This is a genomic window from Halomonas sp. KAO, from assembly GCF_015595025.1.
Taxonomy (GTDB): domain Bacteria; phylum Pseudomonadota; class Gammaproteobacteria; order Pseudomonadales; family Halomonadaceae; genus Halomonas.
In genome coordinates, this window is record NZ_JADNRL010000024.1 from 321,800 (window position 1) to 341,337 (window position 19,538).

The 19,538-nt window shown below is 59.5% G+C and carries 20 protein-coding genes; 14 read left to right on the forward strand and 6 right to left on the reverse strand.

Annotated features, from left to right (window positions below):
* Positions 1-57: 57 nt before the first annotated feature.
* The 5 genes from IOC61_RS12515 (at position 58) to qatD (ending at position 5,407) form a co-directional block, all read left to right on the forward strand.
* Entirely contained in the window at positions 58-567 is a 510-nt protein-coding gene (locus tag IOC61_RS12515) for a hypothetical protein (protein ID WP_195689105.1), read from the forward strand.
* A 99-nt stretch (positions 568-666) separates the two neighbouring features.
* Positions 667-2,538, forward strand: a complete 1,872-nt coding sequence (locus IOC61_RS12520) for a KAP family P-loop NTPase fold protein (RefSeq protein ID WP_195689106.1) — start codon at positions 667-669, stop codon at positions 2,536-2,538.
* A gap of 312 nt (positions 2,539-2,850) precedes the next feature.
* Positions 2,851-3,405 carry a Qat anti-phage system associated protein QatB gene (gene qatB, locus IOC61_RS17675; protein WP_324254719.1) on the forward strand — a complete coding sequence of 185 codons (555 nt, stop codon included), beginning with the start codon at positions 2,851-2,853 and terminating at the stop codon, positions 3,403-3,405.
* Complete coding sequence (gene qatC / locus IOC61_RS12530; RefSeq protein ID WP_229333116.1) at positions 3,402-4,658, forward strand: Qat anti-phage system QueC-like protein QatC; 1,257 nt, start codon at positions 3,402-3,404, stop codon at positions 4,656-4,658. Before qatB ends, qatC begins: the two co-directional genes overlap by 4 nt.
* A complete protein-coding gene (gene qatD / locus IOC61_RS12535; protein ID WP_195689108.1) occupies positions 4,658-5,407 on the forward strand; it encodes a Qat anti-phage system TatD family nuclease QatD in 750 nt (249 codons plus the stop codon). Before qatC ends, qatD begins: the two co-directional genes overlap by 1 nt.
* 400 nt (positions 5,408-5,807) lie before the next feature.
* Here qatD and IOC61_RS12540 read toward each other — a convergent pair whose 3' ends face one another.
* Both IOC61_RS12540 and IOC61_RS12545 read right to left on the reverse strand, forming a co-directional pair.
* Complete coding sequence (locus IOC61_RS12540) at positions 5,808-6,734, reverse strand: nucleotidyl transferase AbiEii/AbiGii toxin family protein (RefSeq protein ID WP_195689109.1); 927 nt, start codon at positions 6,732-6,734, stop codon at positions 5,808-5,810.
* On the reverse strand, positions 6,724-7,539 hold the full coding sequence (locus IOC61_RS12545) for a type IV toxin-antitoxin system AbiEi family antitoxin (RefSeq protein WP_195689110.1): 816 nt from the start codon (positions 7,537-7,539) through the stop codon (positions 6,724-6,726). Before IOC61_RS12545 ends, IOC61_RS12540 begins: the two co-directional genes overlap by 11 nt.
* A gap of 322 nt (positions 7,540-7,861) precedes the next feature.
* Between IOC61_RS12545 and mgrA the strand changes: the two genes are divergently transcribed.
* From mgrA to IOC61_RS12560, 4 genes are all read left to right on the forward strand, one after another.
* Complete coding sequence (mgrA, locus tag IOC61_RS12550; RefSeq protein WP_195689111.1) at positions 7,862-8,890, forward strand: L-glyceraldehyde 3-phosphate reductase; 1,029 nt, start codon at positions 7,862-7,864, stop codon at positions 8,888-8,890.
* A gap of 60 nt (positions 8,891-8,950) precedes the next feature.
* Positions 8,951-9,082, forward strand: coding sequence for a hypothetical protein (locus IOC61_RS17820; RefSeq protein ID WP_267491308.1), 132 nt, complete (start codon positions 8,951-8,953; stop codon positions 9,080-9,082).
* Between the two features lie 229 nt (positions 9,083-9,311).
* On the forward strand, positions 9,312-10,295 hold the full coding sequence (locus IOC61_RS12555) for a DUF1852 domain-containing protein (RefSeq protein ID WP_195689112.1): 984 nt from the start codon (positions 9,312-9,314) through the stop codon (positions 10,293-10,295).
* Positions 10,296-10,320: 25 nt separating this feature from the next.
* Entirely contained in the window at positions 10,321-11,349 is a 1,029-nt protein-coding gene (locus IOC61_RS12560; RefSeq protein WP_195689113.1) for a methionine synthase, read from the forward strand.
* Between the two features lie 109 nt (positions 11,350-11,458).
* Here IOC61_RS12560 and IOC61_RS12565 read toward each other — a convergent pair whose 3' ends face one another.
* The 4 genes from IOC61_RS12565 to IOC61_RS12580 all read right to left on the reverse strand — a co-directional run bounded on the left by IOC61_RS12565 (position 11,459) and on the right by IOC61_RS12580 (position 15,142).
* A complete protein-coding gene (locus tag IOC61_RS12565) occupies positions 11,459-12,010 on the reverse strand; it encodes a PRC-barrel domain-containing protein (RefSeq protein WP_195689114.1) in 552 nt (183 codons plus the stop codon).
* A gap of 192 nt (positions 12,011-12,202) precedes the next feature.
* Positions 12,203-13,525 (reverse strand): Y-family DNA polymerase, encoded by a 1,323-nt coding sequence (locus IOC61_RS12570; protein ID WP_195689115.1) that lies wholly within the window; start codon positions 13,523-13,525, stop codon positions 12,203-12,205.
* 2 nt (positions 13,526-13,527) lie between these two features.
* A complete protein-coding gene (locus IOC61_RS12575) occupies positions 13,528-13,968 on the reverse strand; it encodes a LexA family protein (protein ID WP_195689116.1) in 441 nt (146 codons plus the stop codon).
* Positions 13,969-14,218: 250 nt separating this feature from the next.
* Positions 14,219-15,142, reverse strand: coding sequence for a LysR family transcriptional regulator (locus tag IOC61_RS12580; protein WP_195689117.1), 924 nt, complete (start codon positions 15,140-15,142; stop codon positions 14,219-14,221).
* 92 nt (positions 15,143-15,234) lie between these two features.
* Here IOC61_RS12580 and IOC61_RS12585 point away from each other — a divergent pair, with 92 nt between their 5' ends.
* The 5 genes from IOC61_RS12585 to IOC61_RS12605 form a co-directional block, all read left to right on the forward strand.
* Positions 15,235-16,350, forward strand: coding sequence for an NAD(P)/FAD-dependent oxidoreductase (locus IOC61_RS12585; protein ID WP_195689118.1), 1,116 nt, complete (start codon positions 15,235-15,237; stop codon positions 16,348-16,350).
* Positions 16,331-16,618 (forward strand): (2Fe-2S)-binding protein, encoded by a 288-nt coding sequence (locus IOC61_RS12590; protein ID WP_195689119.1) that lies wholly within the window; start codon positions 16,331-16,333, stop codon positions 16,616-16,618. Before IOC61_RS12585 ends, IOC61_RS12590 begins: the two co-directional genes overlap by 20 nt.
* Complete coding sequence (locus IOC61_RS12595) at positions 16,615-18,015, forward strand: NAD(P)/FAD-dependent oxidoreductase (protein ID WP_195689120.1); 1,401 nt, start codon at positions 16,615-16,617, stop codon at positions 18,013-18,015. Before IOC61_RS12590 ends, IOC61_RS12595 begins: the two co-directional genes overlap by 4 nt.
* A 103-nt stretch (positions 18,016-18,118) precedes the next feature.
* Positions 18,119-18,868 carry a transporter substrate-binding domain-containing protein gene (locus IOC61_RS12600; protein WP_195689121.1) on the forward strand — a complete coding sequence of 250 codons (750 nt, stop codon included), beginning with the start codon at positions 18,119-18,121 and terminating at the stop codon, positions 18,866-18,868.
* Positions 18,869-18,928: 60 nt separating this feature from the next.
* A partial coding sequence (locus tag IOC61_RS12605; RefSeq protein ID WP_195689122.1) for an ATP-binding cassette domain-containing protein occupies positions 18,929-19,538 on the forward strand: 610 nt, incomplete at its 3' end.

Below are 19,538 nucleotides of genomic sequence, written 5' to 3' on the forward strand. Positions count from 1 at the left end.
TTATATCCCTGAGGCGCTAGGCTGTTACGCATAATTACGCCACGCGCAAGGGATGACATGGCGAACAGCAGGGAAGCTCAGTTCAAGCGGGACATCATCGAGGCCATAGCGGCCTATGGCTGGGAGGTCGGCATAGCCGGCGGCTGCGAGCTTACGGGGGAGTACTTCAGCGAGCTGCAACTGCCCCACCACCGCCTCACCAAGCGTGAGGCGGAACGGCTGCGCCTGGAAATGGCCGGCGAGGACTGCGGTCGTACCTCGGCCAGCTATGTCCGCTCAGGCGAGCTCCACGATCCCGAGAAGCTGCACTACGCCCACGGCATCGCCGACCGTATCGAATGCGACGAAGCGGTAATGGCCCAGGTGCGCAGCCACAGCGAAGACCAGATGATGCACGGTCTCCTCCCGAATAAGGTCATTGACGCCGTGCTTGATGCCCTCAGCGGCCACGAGAAGCTCAGCATGCCGCTGCTGGAGCGCGAGGTTTCGCTACAGATTCTAAAGATGCTGGTGGGTAGGTCTGGACAAAATGGAAGCCAAATAAATGAGTTTTCCAATTTTGATTAGTAAAGGCGCAGCTAAAAGAACTCATACCCAATTTTCCTTAATATTATATTTATAGTGACGAATGAAAGTACGCAGGGCATCTGATTACTAGGAGCTACCATGTGGCATGACAACGAGACAACAGTTGACTATGTCAACTTCAGGCTTGTAGCTAAAGCCTGCGCTGAGCTAATTCGAGAGACAGGGGAAGAGCCCATCTCCGTCGGCATATCTGGTGGTTGGGGGATGGGGAAGTCCTCTCTCGTTCGCATGGTTGCATCCGAACTAGCATCTGACCAAGCAGCCGACAGAAAATCTAGTAAATTGAATGGCCAGAAGTATATAGTTATTACATTCAATCCTTGGCTCTATCAAGGATTTGAAGATGCCCGCACAGCGCTCCTGCAAACTGTAGGAGATGCTGTTCTCAAGCAGGCAGAGCAAGACGAAAAGTTGTTGGGCAAGGCGAATTCGCTCGTTAAACGAATTAATCTCCTACGCTTGGCTCAGCTTGGCGGAGAAGTGGCTGCAACGATTCTCACAGGTGTTCCGGTTGGTTTAATTGGCAAAGTGGTGGACACAGGATCTGAGGCATGGAGAAGCCAGTCTATTCAAGATGGTGTTTCGGCTGCGAGAGAGATACCTGGTGCCACGAAAGGCCTTTTAAACGAAGCTGAGCCCACATCGTTGCCCAAGGAAATCCAATCCTTTAGGGACGCGCTAGAGAATCTCCTTGAAGAGCTAGATATCACTTTGGTCGTCTTTGTCGACGACCTTGATAGATGCCTGCCAAAAACAGCGATTTCCACTCTAGAAGCGATTCGACTGCTGCTATTTCTGCGAAGAAGTGCCTTTGTTATCGCAGCGGACGATGTTTTCATTCGAGGTGCCGTACGTGTGCACTTTGCAGGTACCGGTCTTGATGATGACATTGTAACTAGCTACTTCGATAAATTGATTCAAGTGCCTTTACGTGTGCCGAGACTGGGGCCTAATGAGACCAAAGCCTATACGGCATTACTATTCCTTGAGCGTGCCTATCGAAATGATCAGCTGGACTCTGAGAGTTTTGATATTGCGAAAGAAAAAGTCGAAGCGAGGTTACGAGAGACTTGGACTGGGAAGTCTGTAGATTTGACATTCTTGGAAAGCTTAGTTCCAAAGGAAAACACAGATCTGGTTGGACTTATGGGGTTGGCAGAGAGGCTGGCCCCCCTGTTATTTAGTGCTAGTTCAGTTCAAGCTAATCCGAGGTTGGTTAAACGCTTCCTCAATACGGTTTTTCTTAGAAAGGTACTTGCTAGACCTCAAAATATCGACGTGGATATTCAGGTTTTATCTAAATGGCACCTGCTAGAGCGATGTGATGAAACAATTGCTAATGCCATTGCCGAGAAGGTATCTGCAACGAACGAAGGGAAGGTCGAAATTCTTCGTGAAGCGGAGGAAGCTGCAAAAGATCCAGAAAGTGAGCTTCCTAAACTTTTTGGCGACAAGACTTTTACTCGTGAGTGGCTCACGCTTGAGCCGCTTTTGGGTGACATGGACTTGCGGCCGATACTGCATCTTAGTCGTGACAGTACCATTAGAGACTTCGGTGCAGATGACCTTGATAAAGCCGGAAAGGCATTGCGTGATTCGCTAATTTCCGCTCGAACATCGAATGAAGCGTTGAGGCAGCAAATCCAACAAGCTGGAGAAGTCCAGTCTGGGCTCGCCATGGCACGTGCATGGGAAGCCAAGAGATATAGTCGATCCTGGCAGAAGCATGAAGAAGTTCTTATGCTGATCGAGGTTTGTCGAATTCATTCCAGTGTGGGACCACGGGCAGCGGCATTAATCAGCCAAGCTCCTGTCGCTCATCTCGCGCCAGGCCTTGTATCTGCGCTAACTGAGTGTGCTTGGGCGAAGGAGGTTTTGGAAAAGTGGGTGAAGGATGGAGAGACACCCGCTCCCGTGAAGAGAGCGATCACGAATGCGAGGGAACAATAAATGGGTACATCTACCTCAAGCGCTGGTGCGGGTGCTGGTACATCATTTGACCCTCCATGGTTAGACGATGCCGGGGACAGCATTGATACTGGTTGCGCGGATACTCCCTTGAGCCCCAGCACAGACCCTAGTGATGATGCTGATGGAGATAAGAGCGAAGGGGATGATGAAAACCAAGCTACACCCCCAGCTGGACCGCCCATAGCTCCATCTGGGCGATATCAACAAGCTCGAGGAGCTTTGACGGGATTTATCCGGTCTGGTAGCGACTCTGACCTTCGCCGGGGGATTTCAAGCTTCGTTAAGAAGGGTATGGGAGGAGCTTCTAGAGCTGGGAGTCGCATGCGAACTAGCGCAATTGCGGCCTCTTCTTTGGGCGGGTTCTTGGCCACAGCCCGTGATGCTACAGATCCAAGCATCAATGCATGGGTTGATTCAATAAAGCAGCGCGGACTTTCTGCGAAGAATACCGCTCTTGAAGTTGTGCAGAGGTTGGTTCCATCTGGAGGTAGTGTCGATGAAGAGTCTGCAAAGCATGCTATGGATAATGCTATTGCACACCTTTATGAAATGGATCCGGCAACAGATATTTTTAACCTTACAGATGACCAGATCGCCAGTTTAATGGCGTACACAGTAGCTTTCGACGTTTATAACCGGGTCCAGCTTGAGCTGGGTCGAGTCTTCGAGAAGCTTAAGTATGCTCCACAGCTTGTACAAAATCGTTTGGGGCAGGTGCTCGACTACATCATAGTAGTCGTCAATAGGTCTATGGAAAAAGTCCGCGCTGGCGGGGTGGAACGCCCCATGCGAGAGATCGCAAATGCAGCGTTAAGAGATGCACTGACGGTGTTTGCTGAATCATGAAAATAATATGTTCTAGTGTTGATGAATTACCCACTTCATTGCCTCCACATGCACGCGCATTCACTTTCTTGGCTTCATCATCACAGCCAGAGGTTGGTCGAATCGCCCATGGCTGGGCCAAGAAATTAGAAAAAGCGGGCTACGCGCCTTCAGTCCCTGTTTGGGACTTTGTTCTTTTTTGCTTCGCTGTCTACGCAGCCGATATAGCTGTCCTTCGTAAGGAAAGCGAGGATGGATGGACACGACAAATTGAGCTTGAAATAACTCTTAACGACCCGAGCCCATGGGAAAGAAATCGAAAGATCGCAGAGAATATGCTGCGGGTACTAACGGGTGACTTCTGGGAGCTTCGATTCCGTGAAGGCGGCCCAACTCCACCAAGAGGCCAGCGTCGACTCTGCGACCGCGACTGTGTAGCACTGCTTTCCGGTGGCCTCGACAGCTTGGTAGGTGGCATTGATATTGTTGCGAGCGGGCGAAGGCCGATTTTTGTATCGCAGCTTGCTTTTGAGGATTCAGCTCGGCAAGTTAGCTACGCCAGAGCACTTGGTGGCGGCGACTGGCATCAGCAGTGGAGTCATCGTGTTGTATTTAAGGGAAAGAAAGAAACATCTACAAGAGCTCGTTCAATGGCCTTCTATGGCTTGGCTGTTCTTGCAACATCACTCCTTTCCAGAACACAGCCAGAGGTTCTAGTACCAGAGAATGGTTTCATTAGCCTTAATCCGCCACTGCTACCTGGAAGGATGTCTAGCCTCAGCACTAGAACTACACACCCGTTGTTCATGCGAATGCTACAGGAGTTGCTCAAAGGTTTAGATATCGAAGCGCGGTTGCACATGCCCTATCGGTTCAAAACAAAAGGGGAAATGCTTCGAGAATGTTCCGATCAGGCAGCTCTCGAAAGGTATGCTTGTGACTCCACAAGCTGTGGCCGATTTCGGACTTACAACCGGATGCATTGCGGACGCTGCGTACCGTGTATGGTTAGAAAAGCTGCAATTCACCACTGGGGGCTTGCCGACACGACAAAATACAAGTTTTCATCTCTTTCCTCATCAGGCAAGACGAGCGCAGATGATCCCATGGCGGTAGCATGTGCGGTTCTTTCTGCTGAGCAGTCTGGCATTGACTCTTTTCTTGGGGCAACTCTTTCTTTTGCGCCTCTGGACGATCGTCAAAAATATCGACGTGTTATTGAGGAAGGGTTAAGAGAGCTCGCAGTGTTGCTTCGAAAAGATGGTGTGATCTGATGGATTTTCATTGTCATCTAGACCTTTATCCTAATGCCTTGCAAGTCTACGCTGAGGCATTGGGATCGGTCGAATTTGTTTGGTTGGTGACTACTAGTCCGAGAGCTTTCTCCGCTACCTCAAAGGTTCTTCCAGCGACAGAAAGTATATTTATATCCCCCGGCCTGCATCCAGAAATTGCCGATAAGAAAGTTAATGAGCTAGATGTTTTACTTGCACAGATAGAAAGCTGTCCAGGCGTTGGAGAGATTGGTCTTGATGGTTCTCCACGTTATAGACAGTATAGAGATCTTCAGCGGCATATATTCCAATCGGTATTAAAAAAATGCGTTGCGCTCGGTGGGCGCGTCCTAAGTATTCATTCTCGGGCAGCAGCGCGAGAAACATTAGATTGTCTTGAGACATACCCTGGATTTGGCACAGCCGTTCTTCACTGGTTCACGGATTCCCCATCACAGCTTTTGCGTGCCAAGGAGCTAGGGTGCTGGTTCAGCATTGGTCCTGCGATGCTGCATTCTGCTAACGGTAAGAAACTTGCCGGATTGATGCCAATGGATCGGGTAGTGCCGGAAAGCGATGGACCTTTCGCCAAGGTACAGGGCTCACCTGTAATGCCATGGGAAGCGATCACCGTGTCCATAAAACTTGCCGAGATTTGGGGCATAACTCCTGAGAGCTCAGCAAGGATTCTGAGGACAAACGGCTTGCGCCTAGCAGGCCTTCTTAAACCTACGGCTGGGGTTGAATAAGCCGGTTGATGAGTTGCTACTGTTAAGACGGTTTGGCCCCATGCGAGTCACCCAGTCGCCGGATGGCGAGCTAAGCACAACCGGATCAGGCGATGCAAAAGGTCTTTCTCTTGAGTTTAGCCAGCCCCTTGCGCGCCGGACAACTACGCTGCGTAAAGGTACACCACCGGTACACACACCAGCTTCGTGTGATATCCTCATCTTTCGCTAACCTACTGATTCCAAAGAACTGTACCTTTCGCTCGATTACGGTTGTTTTTCTTTGTCTATCAGTAACTTATTGTTTTAAAAGCGAACTCATAATCCCTTGGTCGCTGGTTCGAGTCCAGCTGGGCCCACCAAGATCAAACACTTGACGTGCTTTCCTGCCTTCTCGATGGCACGCTGTCCGCTGCTTCGATCAGGTGTCGGGCCAGAACAGCGCGCTCAGTGCTTTACGCTGGGCTATATGTTTTTCAGCATTCTGTCCGATCAGCTTGTTCAGGTTGAACAATTTCCAGCGTACCGCGGGGAGATCGGCGGCCTGAGGGCGGCCAATGGCAGCACAGTCCGGATTGCCGTCATGCAGGCTTAGCAGGAAGCGTTTGGCGTCATCATCGAGACGGGATTGGATATCCGCAATCAACTGCGTGCGACTCTCCAGAAGCTCATCAAGGCTGACCGGGGACTTCGTCATGCCTTCAAATTCCTGCGCATAGGGCTGGTCAATCTCGATAAAATTCGGGTTCAGCAGTTCATGAGCGGGACGCGGTGAGCTGGCGATATAGATCAGGAAGGTACGGAACAGATCATCGGTCAGGCCTTCGTGTTCGTAGAGCAGTTTCACATCATAGAGATCGCGAGGATGCTGGCGGTCAACAGCCGCCAGCAGCTTGCCGCCAAACAGGTCTTCAAAGGAAACAAGCTGGATTTCTGCGTAGCCGAATTCATCCTCGACAGCTTCCGACACCGAACAGATTGCAGGGTCGTGGACAACGCCGCGTGTGACAGGTGAGGTTTCGATCTTGATTTCCGCACTGCCAAGCCGTGCCAGCACGCGGGTGGCACCGCCACCTCCGCCTTTGATGCGTTGAGTCTTTGCACCCTTGATGCCGCGCTCGATGGCAGTAGCCATGCGATTCATCGCGTCGTTGATCTCGGCAAGGCTTTCGGCACGGTCTTTGACCGGTAGATAGGTCAGGTCGATATCGACCGACAGGCGTGGGAGATCGCGGTAGAACAGGTTGATGGCCGTGCCGCCTTTCAGGGCGAAGATGTCTTCTTCGGCGATATAGGGGAGGAGACGCACGAGCAGGGCGACCTGTGCTTCGTAAGCTTCACGCGCCATCGGCTGCCCCCGTTATCGCAAACTCGTCTGGCACCATGATGCGGTAGCGCGGGTGTATCCTGCCGCCTTTGACCAGAGCGCGGTCGCCGCTTCCGAGGTTGAATTCCTGCGGGTCGAGGCGTTTGCGCCAGGGGTGGTTGTGGCGGTCGGCAAAGACGAAGAACAGCCGCGTAACCTTGATCTTCCTGCAACTGCGCAGCAACGCCGACAGGGTGCGCGGACGCAGGGTCGTCAGGCTTTCAAACACCATATCGAGATTGTGGAAGCTCTCATGGTTGGGCAGTTCGTCCATGACTTCCAGGATCGCCCGTTCGGGTGATGACATCTTTAGTTGCCAGTCCCAGGGTAGGTTACTTACGGCGTTGCCCTTGGTGAGACCGAGCGCCGAATCGGAGAAGAGGGTCGTGGTGCGCGTTTCCAGGGGCGCGTTCAGCGGAAGTCGAGTCAGCCAGTTCGGTATCTCTTCGCCATAAACCCAGACCGGAACGCTCCCGCCCAGCGGCAAGTAATGGCTATAGCCTTGCAGCGCGAGCGCCGTCATGCCGCCGATATGGACATCGTAGCCCATGATGTGCTGTATCGAGAGCAGGCAGGTTTTCCAGTCGACAGTATCGGATTCTCCTGTGCCCGGCGCGGGGCGCAGAAAAACGCCGCGAGTCACGCGCTCCAGCCAGCCGCGATCCACATACTTGCGTGCGAGGAAGCGGCTGACTTCATGGCGCTCCAGCCAACGGGAGTCGATCATGAAGCCGGGAGGGACGGCTTCGAGGGTGCTCTTTAGCTTTCCGTCTTTATGTGCGCTCATGGTGCACATATTGACAAATCTGCAAAGTGGTTTCCATAGGTGCTTCGATGTTGAGTATTTTTGTGTACCAAGAGGGCACAATACTGCTAAAAACTAAAGAGGTAAGCACCCAGCAGCCAACTAGGCAGGGTGGGTGTCGGCGCCGGGGAGGTCGCGAAACGGGCATCCCATCAGGTTTCGGACCGCTCCTGACCGACCAGGGCCAGCACGCCCAGCATCGCCAGTCGCCCGACGAGACCCCATACTGAGCGTCACGCGGCCGCCGCAGGCCCGGTACTGCCGGCGGTCAGGGAGACACGCGACCTTCGAGGAGTCGGACACCATGAACTATACGCCCTCGGCACACCGCTACGAGCGCATGCCCTACCACCGCTGCGGGCGCAGCGGCCTGAAGCTGCCGGCCATCTCGCTGGGGCTGTGGCAGAACTTCGGCGAGAACGCGAGCCCCGAGAATGCTCGGGCTATCTGCCGCACCGCCTTCGATCACGGCATTACCCACTTCGACCTGGCCAATAACTACGGGCCGCCGCCGGGCAGCGCCGAGTCGCTGTTCGGCCGACTCCTCCAAAGTGATTTCGCCGGCCATCGTGACGAGCTGGTGATCTCCACCAAGGCGGGCTACTGGATGCATCCGGGGCCCTACGGTGAGTGGGGCAGCCGCAAGTACCTGCTCTCCAGCCTGGATCGCAGCCTCGAGCGGCTCGGCGTGGACTATGTGGATATCTTCTACTCCCACCGCTTCGATCCCGAGACGCCGCTGGAGGAGACCATGATGGCCCTCGACCAGGCGGTGCGGCAGGGCAAGGCGCTCTACGTCGGCATCTCCTCCTACAGTGCCCAGCGCACCCGGGAGGCGGTTGAGATTCTGCGCTCGCTGGGCACCCCCTGCCTGATCCACCAGCCGAGCTACTCGATGCTCAACCGCTGGGTCGAGACCGATGGCCTGCTGGAGACCCTCGATGAGCTGGGCGTCGGCTCGATCGTCTTCTCGCCGCTGGCCCAGGGGCTGTTGACCGGCAAGTACCTGCAAGGCGTGCCCGAGGACAGCCGTGCCGCCTTGGGCCAGAGCCTGAAAGAGGGGCACCTCTCGCCCGAGAATCTGGCCCGGGTGCAGGCGCTTGACGCGATCGCCGAACGCCGCGGCCAGAGCCTGGCGCAGATGGCCATCGCCTGGGTGCTGCGCCGCGGTCGCGTGACCTCGGCGCTGATCGGCGCGAGCCGCCCGGAGCAGCTGCTTGAAAGCCTGGGGGCCCTCGAGACCCCGGACTTCAGCGATGCGGAGCTCGCCGAGATCGATCGCCATGCGGTCGATGGCGGCATCAACCTATGGGCGGCCTCCTCGCAAGGGTGATCACCTCTTATAGCAAACCCCTGAGCACCCGCTGAGCAAATCCCCCAAGACCCCCTGAGCATGGATGCCGGTCGCGTGGCCGGCATCCGGGCCGAACAGGCCAGTCTGGCCGCCGGCCTCGGCGACCCCGAGGCCCTTGTGTCGGCCGATCGCCGCGGTGATGCGCCGGTCTACACACTCGGACATGAATGATATTGATGTTCGTCATGAGTTTCTTCAGCTTGCTTCATGAGGCGATGGTTTCGATAATCTCACTCATGGTTTCGTCAGTGGCGTTCCCGCTGGGCAGTGACCGCCACCTCGGCCCGCTATATCGGACCTGACGAGCTCGAATGGCGACGATCCAGGGAGTCATCTCGAATATTTATCAATAGAGAGATGCCTTGGGTTCATGTCTCAGGAAGCAGGATGGCAAGTCTAAATGGATAAGGATTTTGCATTCAGCGTCAAGCGTATTCGATTCGATGAGAACTATCGGCCATCGGACAATACCCGTATCACGACCAACTTTGCCAACTTGGCAAGAGGTGAGCAGCGTAAGGAGAATCTTCGCAATACCCTGAGGATGATCGACAATCGCTTCAATGCCCTGGCCGATTGGGATAACCCGAAGGGTGATCGCTATGTCGTCGAGCTTGATATCATCTCTGTTGAGATGACCGTCGATGCCGCCTCAGGTGATAGCGCGCTTCCGCTTATTGAAATCTTGAAGACAACCATTGTCGATAAGAAGTACGGTGAACGAATTGAAGGCGTCGCCGGAAACAATTTTTCCTCCTACGTGCGGGATTATGACTTCAGTGTAGTGCTAAAGGAGCACAACAGGGACCAGAAGGAGTTCAGTGTTCCGAGTGACTTTGGCGTTCTGCATGGCAATCTGTTCAAGGCGTTTGTCAACTCGAATACGTACAAGACGTATTTCAAGAAGCCTCCTGTCATCTGTATCAGTGTTTCCAGCAACAAGACATATCACCGCACCGAGAACCACCATCCCGTGCTGGGTGTTGAGTATGCTCAGAAAGAGCATTCATTGACCGATGATTACTTCAGCAAGATGGGGATGAAGGTCCGCTACTTCATGCCTCCGGGTAGCGTTGCGCCCCTGGCCTTCTATTTTCAGGGTGACCTGCTTGGCGATTACACCAATCTTGAGCTTATCAGTACCATCAGCACCATGGATACGTTCCAGAAGATCTATCGCCCGGAAATCTACAATGCCAATTCTGCGGCGGGGAAGGCCTACCAGCCAAGCTTGAAACAGCAGGACTACTCACTGACTCGCATCGTCTATGACAGAGAGGAGCGTAGCCGGCTAGCGGCTGAGCAGGGGAAGTTTGTTGAGGAGAACTTCATCAAACCCTACCGAAATATACTCGAGCAATGGACCGCCAACTGCGCTCTTTGATTCATCCATCACGAGATATTCCATCATGGCAAAGCTGTTACCCACATCGACGGCCGGTAGTCTTCCCAAGCCCTCCTGGCTCGCACAGCCGGAGGTGCTGTGGTCACCCTGGAAATTGCAGGATGAGGGGTTGGCGGAAGGCAAGCAGGACGCATTGCGCCTGGCACTGCATGAGCAGCAACAGGCGGGCATCGATATCGTCAGTGATGGCGAGCAGTCGCGTCAGCACTTTGTCACGACGTTTATTGAGAATCTCAATGGCGTTGACTTCGACAAGCGCGAAACCGTCAGAATTCGCGACCGCTATGATGCCAGCGTCCCCTCGGTCGTCGGTGAGGTATCCCGTCAGAAGCCCGTTTTCGTCGATGACGCCAGGTTCTTGCGCCAGCAAACCATGCAACCCATCAAGTGGGCGCTGCCTGGGCCCATGACCATGATCGACACCCTCTACGATGGTCACTACCAGAGTCGTGAAAAACTGGCGTGGGAGTTCGCCAAGATCCTGAACCAGGAGGCACGCGAACTGGAGGCGGCGGGTGTCGATATCATCCAGTTCGATGAGCCCGCCTTTAATGTCTTCTTCGATGAGGTGAATGACTGGGGTATCGCGACGCTGGAGAAGGCGATCGAGGGCCTGAAGTGCGAGACGGCCGTACACATCTGCTATGGCTATGGGATCAAGGCGAATACCGACTGGAAAAGCACCCTCGGCAGCGAGTGGCGGCAATACGAGGAGGTGTTCCCCAGGCTGCAAAAATCCAATATCGATATCGTCTCCCTGGAGTGCCAGAACTCCCGCGTTCCCATGGAGCTTATCGAGCTGATCCGTGGCAAGAAGGTCATGGTGGGGGCGATTGACGTCGCCACTAATACCATCGAAACACCGCAAGAGGTAGCCGATACCCTGCGCAAGGCGCTTCAGTTTGTCGACGCCGAGAATCTCTACCCCTGCACCAACTGCGGCATGGCGCCACTGTCTCGCCAGGTGGCCAGAGCCAAGCTGAATGCGTTGAGTGCCGGGGCTGAAATCGTCGCAGCGGAACTCGCTGGCTAGGCTAACGACCTCTCTGCAGGACCCTGTATAAGAAGGGCCCGGCCAATGGCCGGGCCCTTGTCCTCATGAAGCTCCTTATGCTGTCAGGTCCGGGAGCCGCATGTGTCGATCACTCGGCGGCATCCTGGGTCTTCTTGCCGACGTTCTCCAGTGCCTTGCCGATGCTGTCCAGGGCACGTGAGGCCCCTTCCTGAGTGGTATCCCAGGCGCTGGCTGCGCCCTCCTTGGTCTGCTCCCAGGCCTCGTGGGCGCCCAGGCGAGCGTCTTGCCACCAGTCGTTATCATAGGTCGGCTGCTGGCTGATCTGGGCGTCGCTCATGTCGACGATCACACGGTATTCGATGTCATCGATGTCGTCGCCGTTATGAGTTTCCACGCTGAATCGGCCTGCCTCGATCACGAACTCATGGTCGTCGTCGATATCGAGCAGTTCCCCGGTATCGATCACCAGGGCGCGCACCCTCATGTCGTTATCCAGCAGGACATCTTCGACCTCACCGATTTCCCGGCTATCGGTCGCGGTGTAGACATCGGCGTCGAGCAGTTCATCGCTGGAGTAGAGGCCCTGAGGCTCCGCCATGGCCGATGCGGATAGCAGCAGGCCGCCAGCGACCAGGGTGCTCAGAGTGGCGTGACGCAGGAGAGGCTTTCCATACAGCATGTGATGACTCCTTGTTCCTTTCCTTATGTCAGGCCCGTCGACGCGGACCCGGTTCGTCGGCGTGTCTTGTTGCCGTACATCGTTTGTCGTGGGAGTGCCGCACGAGTTCCACTTTTCAGGTAACGGAGTGTTACGGCGAGGAACTGTCGGCGGCGAGTGTGGCCGGTGGATCCTGACCGGTGAGTACCCGGGTCAATCGTCCGGTGGAGGCTGATTCTCCACCGATCGAGCCTCCCGACGCGCGGTGATCGTCGGCAGCTCCTTCCAGCGCGTCGTCCAGCGGGGTGAGCGGTTGGCGCAGCGCAGGTGCCAGGCGGCGCTGGGGGAGGGCATCCCGAGCTTGACGGTGCCGCGACCCATGCGCTGGTTAAGGGCATCCAGGGTCGCCATCAGCTTCTCGCTGCGCTCGCGCTCCGCGGCACTCTGGGGCGACTCCAGCAGCGACATCTGCTGCCGATTGGCGTCGATCAGGTCGATCAGCATCACCCCGGCCTTCATGAAGCGGTAGTGCGGCCGGTAGATGGCGGCGAAGGCCTGGCCGACCGCGTGCAGGATCTCGCGGCTGTCATCGGTGGGGCGTGCCAGCTCCACCACGGCGCCGGGCGAATACTGGGGCAGGTCCTGCCGGTGGCGGTTGGTCTTCAGGAAGACGTAGACGGCCCGGGCCAGGCTATCCTGGGTGCGCAGCTTCTCGGCACCGCGCTGGCCGAACTGGCGCAGCGCCTCGTGGATCTCGTCGCGGTTGTCGGTCAGCCTGCCGAAGGAGCGCGAGGTCATGATGCGCTGTCGGAGCTCGTCGGTGTCGTTCATCTCGATACAGGGCACGCCGCGCAGCTCCAGGGCGGTGCGCTCCAGGGTTACCGAGAAGCGCCGGCGAATCGCCTTGGGGTCGGCCTGGGCCAGATCCCAGGCCGTGCGGATATCCATCAATGCCAGCCGCTCCACCAGGCGGCGGCCCACGCCCCAGACCTCGCTCAACTCGGTTCGCTGCAGGAGACCTGCCATTTCGACGCTGCCCGCCGAGAGCACGCAGACACCTCGGTAGCCGGGCACCTTCTTGGCCGCCCGATTGGCCAGCTTGGCCAGGGTTTGGGTCGGCGCCACGCCGACACTCACCGGGATGCCGGTGAAGCGGCGCACCTTGTAGTGGAGCTCGCGGCAGTGGCTCAGCAGCTGCTTCTGCTCGAAGCCGTCGAAGCGCACGAACATCTCGTCGATCGAGTAGGGCTCCACCCCGGCGGAGAACTCCTCCAGCACCGCCCGCACCCGGGCGGACATATCGCCATACAGCTCGTAGTTGGAGGAGAGCAGCCGGATGCGCCCCCGGCGCAGTAGCTCCTTCAGCTCGAAGGCCGGGGTGCCCATCGCCACCCCCAGCGCCCTGAGCTCGCTGGAGCGGGCGATCACGCAGCCATCGTTGTTGGAGAGCACGCCCACCGGCAGCCCCTCCAGCCGGGGCTGGAAGACTCGCTCGCAGCTGACATAGAAGTTGTTGCAGTCGATCAGGCCGATCATGGCTACACCGGATATTCGTGGATGACCGAACGCACCACGCCCCACACCTGGCAGTCGAGGTCCTCGAGCGGGATCGGCGGGTAGGCTGGGTTGGCGGAGCAGAGGTAGGGCTGGCGGCCCTGCAGCTGGTAGCGCTTTACCGTGATCTCGCCCTCCACCAGGGCCACCAGGATATGCCCCGGTCGCGGCTCGATGGAGCGGTCGATCAGCAGCAGGTCGCCGTCGTGGATGCCCAGCGGGTCCATGCTGTCGCCGGTCACGGTCATGAAGAAGCTGGCCGAGGGTCGCTTCACCAGCCGCTCATTGAGATCCAGGGTACGCCCCTCGTAGTCCTGGGCGGGGCTCGGAAAGCCGGAGACGCCGGCCCGCGTCAGCGCCAGGGGATGAGGCAGCGCCAGGCCGGGGGGCGTCGAGTGGGCGGGAATCAGGGTGTCGGTGGTCATCGGGTGCCTCCTCTTGATGCTGTTATTTTATACAGTATAGAGGGGTGGCAACACCATGCTTGTGATCCTTCGGTCGATCGACCGATCGACCGATCGACCGATCGACCGATCGAGCCGGGCAGCCTGGCTCGCCCCCGAGCCGATGGGCCGCGAGCCGTTCCGCCATCGAGCTCACTGCTTTCCGCAAGACAGGGGATCCATTGGGTCTGGCGCGGAGCTAATGATTTTTCTTCTATAACAAAAGGTTATTTCAACTTTGTGGTTTTGCTGACTGGTCGATGGCGCGTGCAAACTGAGCTCGAAACACGCCGATAAAGTCCTGGGCGAGGCGGGAGAGGGGCTGCTCTCGGGGCGTTAATAGATAGAAGGTGTCGTCGAGCTCGGCGGCGAAGGGGCGTATCGCCAGGCGCTCGTCGGCGAATACCCGAGCGTTCAGCGGGTCGATCACCGTGATGCCGGCGCCTTGTGTCACCAGGCGGGCAGCCTGAAGGGCCAGCGATACCTGCAGATGGCGGCGGGGGCGCACGCCGGCCGTCTCGAGCAGCCGGTCCAGGGCCCGTCGGCTGGGGTCCTGGGGCTCGTAACAGATCAGTGGCTGGTCATGCAGGCCGTCGAGGGTGATGCTCGACTGCGCCGCCAGTGGGTGGTCGGCGGGCAGCAGGCAGACGTTACCGAGGCTGAAGGCCTCGCTCTCTACACGCTCGTCGCCGCCACCCAGCATGGCGAAGCCAAGGTCGGCGCGCTGGGTCACGATATCCTCCACCACCTGCTCGGAGCGGAAGGTGGCGAGCTCGACCAGGGCCTCGCCATGGCGCGGCGCGAAGTCCGCCAGCACATCGGGCAGAAACCCCATGCCGAGCAGCGGCATGGCGCTGATGCGCAGCCCTCCGGTTTCGCGCTCCTTGATGCGCCGGGCGGTGGCGCGCAACCCTTCCAGCCCGCTCCATACCCGGAGCAGCTCACGATGAAAGAGGCGCGCTTCGGGAGTCGCCACCAGCCGGCCCCGGCGCCGCTCGAACAGCGTGAAGCCCACATCATGCTCGAGCTGCTTCACCAGTCGAGTGACGCCGGGCTGGGCGATCAGCATGCGGCGTGCCGCGCCGGAAACGCTACCGCACTCCATCACGTGCTGGAAGGCTTGCAGCTGACGGTCGCTGAGTCGTGGCGTTTCCATAACAATTCCATATGGGGTGGGCAGGTATTGGTATTAGATCGTATGGGATGGCTGGCCTATCGTCGAGGTATGGCAGTGACGGAGCAGAGGTGATGCCGCAGGATTTTCTCATCATCGGCGGAGGCGTGGTTGGCATGGCGGCGGCCTATGGGCTGGCCCGTCGTGGGCGGCGCGTTACCGTGCTCGATGGGCATGACGGCTCGCTGCGTGCCTCCCGTGGCAATGCCGGCCTGGTCTGGGTGCAGGGCAAGGGGAGTGGCATGCCGCGCTATGCCGAACTCTCGCTGCACTCGAGCGAGACCTGGCCCGAGTTCGCCGAGGAGCTTACCGCGCGCACCGGGATCGACCTCGAGTATGAGCGGCGCGGCGGTGTGGACCTGTGCTTCGATGCCGAACAGGCCGAGGCCCTTCAGGCGGAGTATCGGGCGCTGTACGCCTCCATGCCGACACTTGGGGCGGTGCGCTGGTCCTATCTCGACCGGGAGGCGTTGCTGGAGCATCTGCCGGGACTCGGCGAGAGGGTCCACGGTGGCACCTGGTCGCCCCACGATGGACACTGCAACCCGCTCTCCCTGCTGCGTGCCCTCTATGCTGCCTGCCAGGCGCTGGGTGTCGACTACCGGCCCGCCACCCCGGCCAGCGAGATCGAGGCCACGGGTGCCGGCTTCACGGTGCGTACCCCCGGGGGAACCTTTACATCGGAAAGGTTGATTCTGGCCGCCGGCCTGGGAGGGCGGCAGCTGGCGCCTGCCCTGGGGCTCAGTGGCCGCGTTCGCCCGGTGCGTGGCCAGGTGCTGGTGACCGAGCGGCTGCCCCAGGGCGGACGGCTGCCGAGCCCGCAGATTCGCCAGACCGCCAGCGGTGGTTACCTGATCGGCGACGTGCTGGAGGAGGTCGGCGACGACACCGGGGTGACGCTCGAGACCATTCACCAGCTGGGGGAGCGCGCGGTGCAGATCTACCCCGACCTGGCTCGGGCCCGACTGGTGCGCACCTGGGGGGCGCTGCGCGTGATGACCCCGGACGGTAACCCGGTCTACGAGGCCTCGCGTCGCTTTCCCGGGGCCTACAACCTGAGCTGTCACAGCGGCATCACCCTGGCGGCCTTCCATGCCGAGGAGCTCGCCGCGGCCATCGACAATGACCGGCTGGAAACGGCTTATGGCGACTTTTCAGGAGCGCGTTTCGATGTTCAAGCAACTGGATAGCGCGGCCTCCACCGGAGAGGTGACGATCTGGCTGGAGGGCCACTCCCACCGTGTGCCGAACACTTTCAGCGTGGCCGCGGCGTTGCTGTGGCTCGAAGGCGCCGCGGGCTATCGCCGGCATGTCGACGGCAGCAACCGTGCGCCGCTGTGCATGATGGGCGTGTGCCATGAGTGCCTGATCACCGTCGATGGTGAACCCAATCGCCAGGGCTGCCTGGTGCCGGTGGCCGAGGGAATGCGGATCGAGCGTCAGTGGAGGGCCTTATGAGCGAGACGCGGATGCGCCACGCCGAGGTGGCGATCATCGGTGCCGGCCCGGCCGGCATGGCGGCCGCCAGCCGCCTGGCCGAGGCCGGCGAGAGGCCGGTGGTCTTCGATCTGGCGCAGAGCCCCGGAGGCCAGATCTATCGTCAACTCGCCGCTCCCCAGGTGGGGGAGGCGGTGATGGGCGCCGACTACCTGCGGGGCCAGGCCCTGCTGACGCGCTTCGCACATTCACGAATCGATTACCGGCCGGGCAGCCGGGTGTGGTGGGCCCAGCGTGAAGGGCAGGGCACCACCCTCGGCGTGCTGGCGAGCGGCAAAGGCGAGCTCTGGCAGGTACGCCAGCTGGTCGTCGCCGGCGGCGCCATGGAGCGCGGTTGGCCATTCCCGGGCTGGCAGTTGCCGGGGGTGATGCAGGCCGGGGCCGGTCAGATCCTGCTCAAGCAGGGTGCCCTGGTACCCGAGGCGCCACCGGTGCTGGTCGGCACCGGCCCCCTGCTCTATCTGCTGGCCTGGCAGTACCTGCGCGCCGGCTGCCCGCCAAGACTGGTGCTGGACGCCGCCCCGCGCTCGCGCTATTCGGCGTTGCTGCGCCAGCCGCTGGGCACCTGGCACGCCCGCCACTATCTGCTCAAGGGGCTCAGGATGCTGGTCGCGCTGCGCCGCGCCGGCGTCACGGTCAAGCAGGGGTTCGACGCCCTGGAGGCCGAAGGCGAGGGGCATCTTGAGGCCGTGAGCTATCGCCTGGCCGGTCGCTGGCAGCGCGTCGAGACGCCGCTGCTGCTGACTCACTTCGGTGTGGTGCCGGAGCCTCAGCTGGGGCGCGGGCTGGGGCTCGGCTTCGCCTGGCATGCGGGCCAGCAGGCCTTCGTGCCCGAGCGAGATGTAGATTCGCTGGCCGCCGGCCCGGGCCTGTGGCTGGCCGGCGACGGTGCCGGTATCGGTGGGGCGATCAACGCCGAGCGCGAGGGGCATCTCGCGGGCCTGTCGATTCTCGAGGCTCAGGGTGAGAGGGTCGGCGAGGAGCGCGCTTCGCTACGCTGCGCTCGGGCGCGTGACCTGGACGCTCGCAAGCTGCTGGATGCGCTGTTCCGGGTGCCGGAAGGCTGGCTTGCCGCCCAGCCCGAGAAGACCCTGGTGTGTCGCTGTGAATCCGTGTCGCTCGGTGAGATCAACGCCGCCATGGGGCAGGGGGCCGCCGGTCCCGGCCAGCTCAAGGCCTTTACGCGCTGTGGCATGGGGCCGTGTCAGGGGCGCCTGTGCGGTGAGAGCGTCAGCCGACTGCTGGCCAGCCACCAGGGCGCTTCCATGAACACCGTGGGCTATTACCGGGTCCGCCCGCCACTGCACTCGATCACCCTGGGGGAACTGGCGGCCTCACCCGCGCCGCCTTCCTCCTGAATTCGTTTCCGTCGTTGTGACGGGATGCGGCGTCGCCGGATATCTGGTGGTGCCTATCACTGCATCACACGCTTCATCACACAAGCACAAGAGGTGAATTGCCATGCGTATTTCCAACTCCTTCGGTCTACTGATTGCGGCGGCGCTTGCCGCGACCCCTGCCATGGCGGATGAGGGGCCGCTGCGGATCGCCGTGGATGTTCCCTATATTCCCTACCAGTATCAGGAGCCTGACGGCACCATCACCGGCTTCGAGGTCGAGCTGATCGATGCCGTCTGCGTCGAGATGCAGCGTGAGTGTGAATGGGTCAAGCAGGGGTGGGACGGCATCATTCCCGGGCTGCTGGCGCGCAAGTATGATTTCATCGCCTCGGCGATGAATATCACCGAGGACCGTGCCCGCCAGGTCCTCTTCTCCGAGCCCTACTATCAGGTGCCCTCGGTGTGGGTCGGTCAGGCGGAGGCCGAGGTCGACGTGGCCGGCGATCTGGCCGATGTCACCGTCGGCGTGCAGCAGGGCACCATTCAGGACCGCTACGTCACCCAGTTCCACCCCCAGGCCGATATTCGCCGCTACAGCGATTCCGGCGGCGTGATCAACGACATGCACTCCGGGCGCCTGGATCTGGTGTTCACCGCCTTCCCCCTGGCTCAGGAAGCCCTGCTGGGCGAGGAGGCATTCGAGCGCCGCGGCGAGCTGATCACCGAGCCGGAGTCGATCTACGGTCCGGGCGTCGGTGCCGCCTTCCGCAAGCGTGACCGGGAGCTGGTAGAGCAGTTCGATGCCGCCATGGCCGAGGTCAAGGCCAGCGGCACTTTCGACCAGCTGCAGGCCAAGTACTTCGGCGAGTGAAATTGACGGAGCGTGCCGGGGCTTGGCCCCGGCGTGTGTTGCACCTACTGGAGCCTTTCCATGGCTGCTAGCTCAATCCCGCTGGAAGTGCGCCATATCACCAAGCGCTTCGGCGATACCGACGTCCTCAAGGGGCTCTCGCTCGAGGCCCGCAAGGGCGATGTCATCACCCTGATCGGCGCCTCGGGCTCCGGCAAGAGCACCTTCCTGCGCTGCATGAACCTGCTCGAACAGCCCGACGAGGGCGAGCTGATCGTCCATGGCGAGGCGATCCGCTTCAAGGAGACGAAGCACGGCCGCGAGCCGGCCGACTGGCAGCAGGTGGTGAACATGCGCGCCAAGCTCTCCATGGTGTTCCAGAACTTCAACCTCTGGGCCCATATGACCCTGCTCGAGAATATCATCGAGGCGCCGGTGCAGGTGCTCGGCAAGCCCAGGAAGGAGGCCATCGAACAGGCCCACGCCCTGCTCGAGCGGGTGGGCCTGAGCGAACGCGCCAACGCCTATCCGGCCCAGATGTCCGGTGGCCAGCAGCAGCGTGGCGCCATCGCCCGGGCGCTGGCCATGGACCCCGAGGTGATGCTGTTCGACGAGCCCACCTCGGCCCTGGACCCCGAACTGGTGGGGGATGTGCTCAAGGTCATGCGCGGCCTCGCCGACGAGGGGCGCA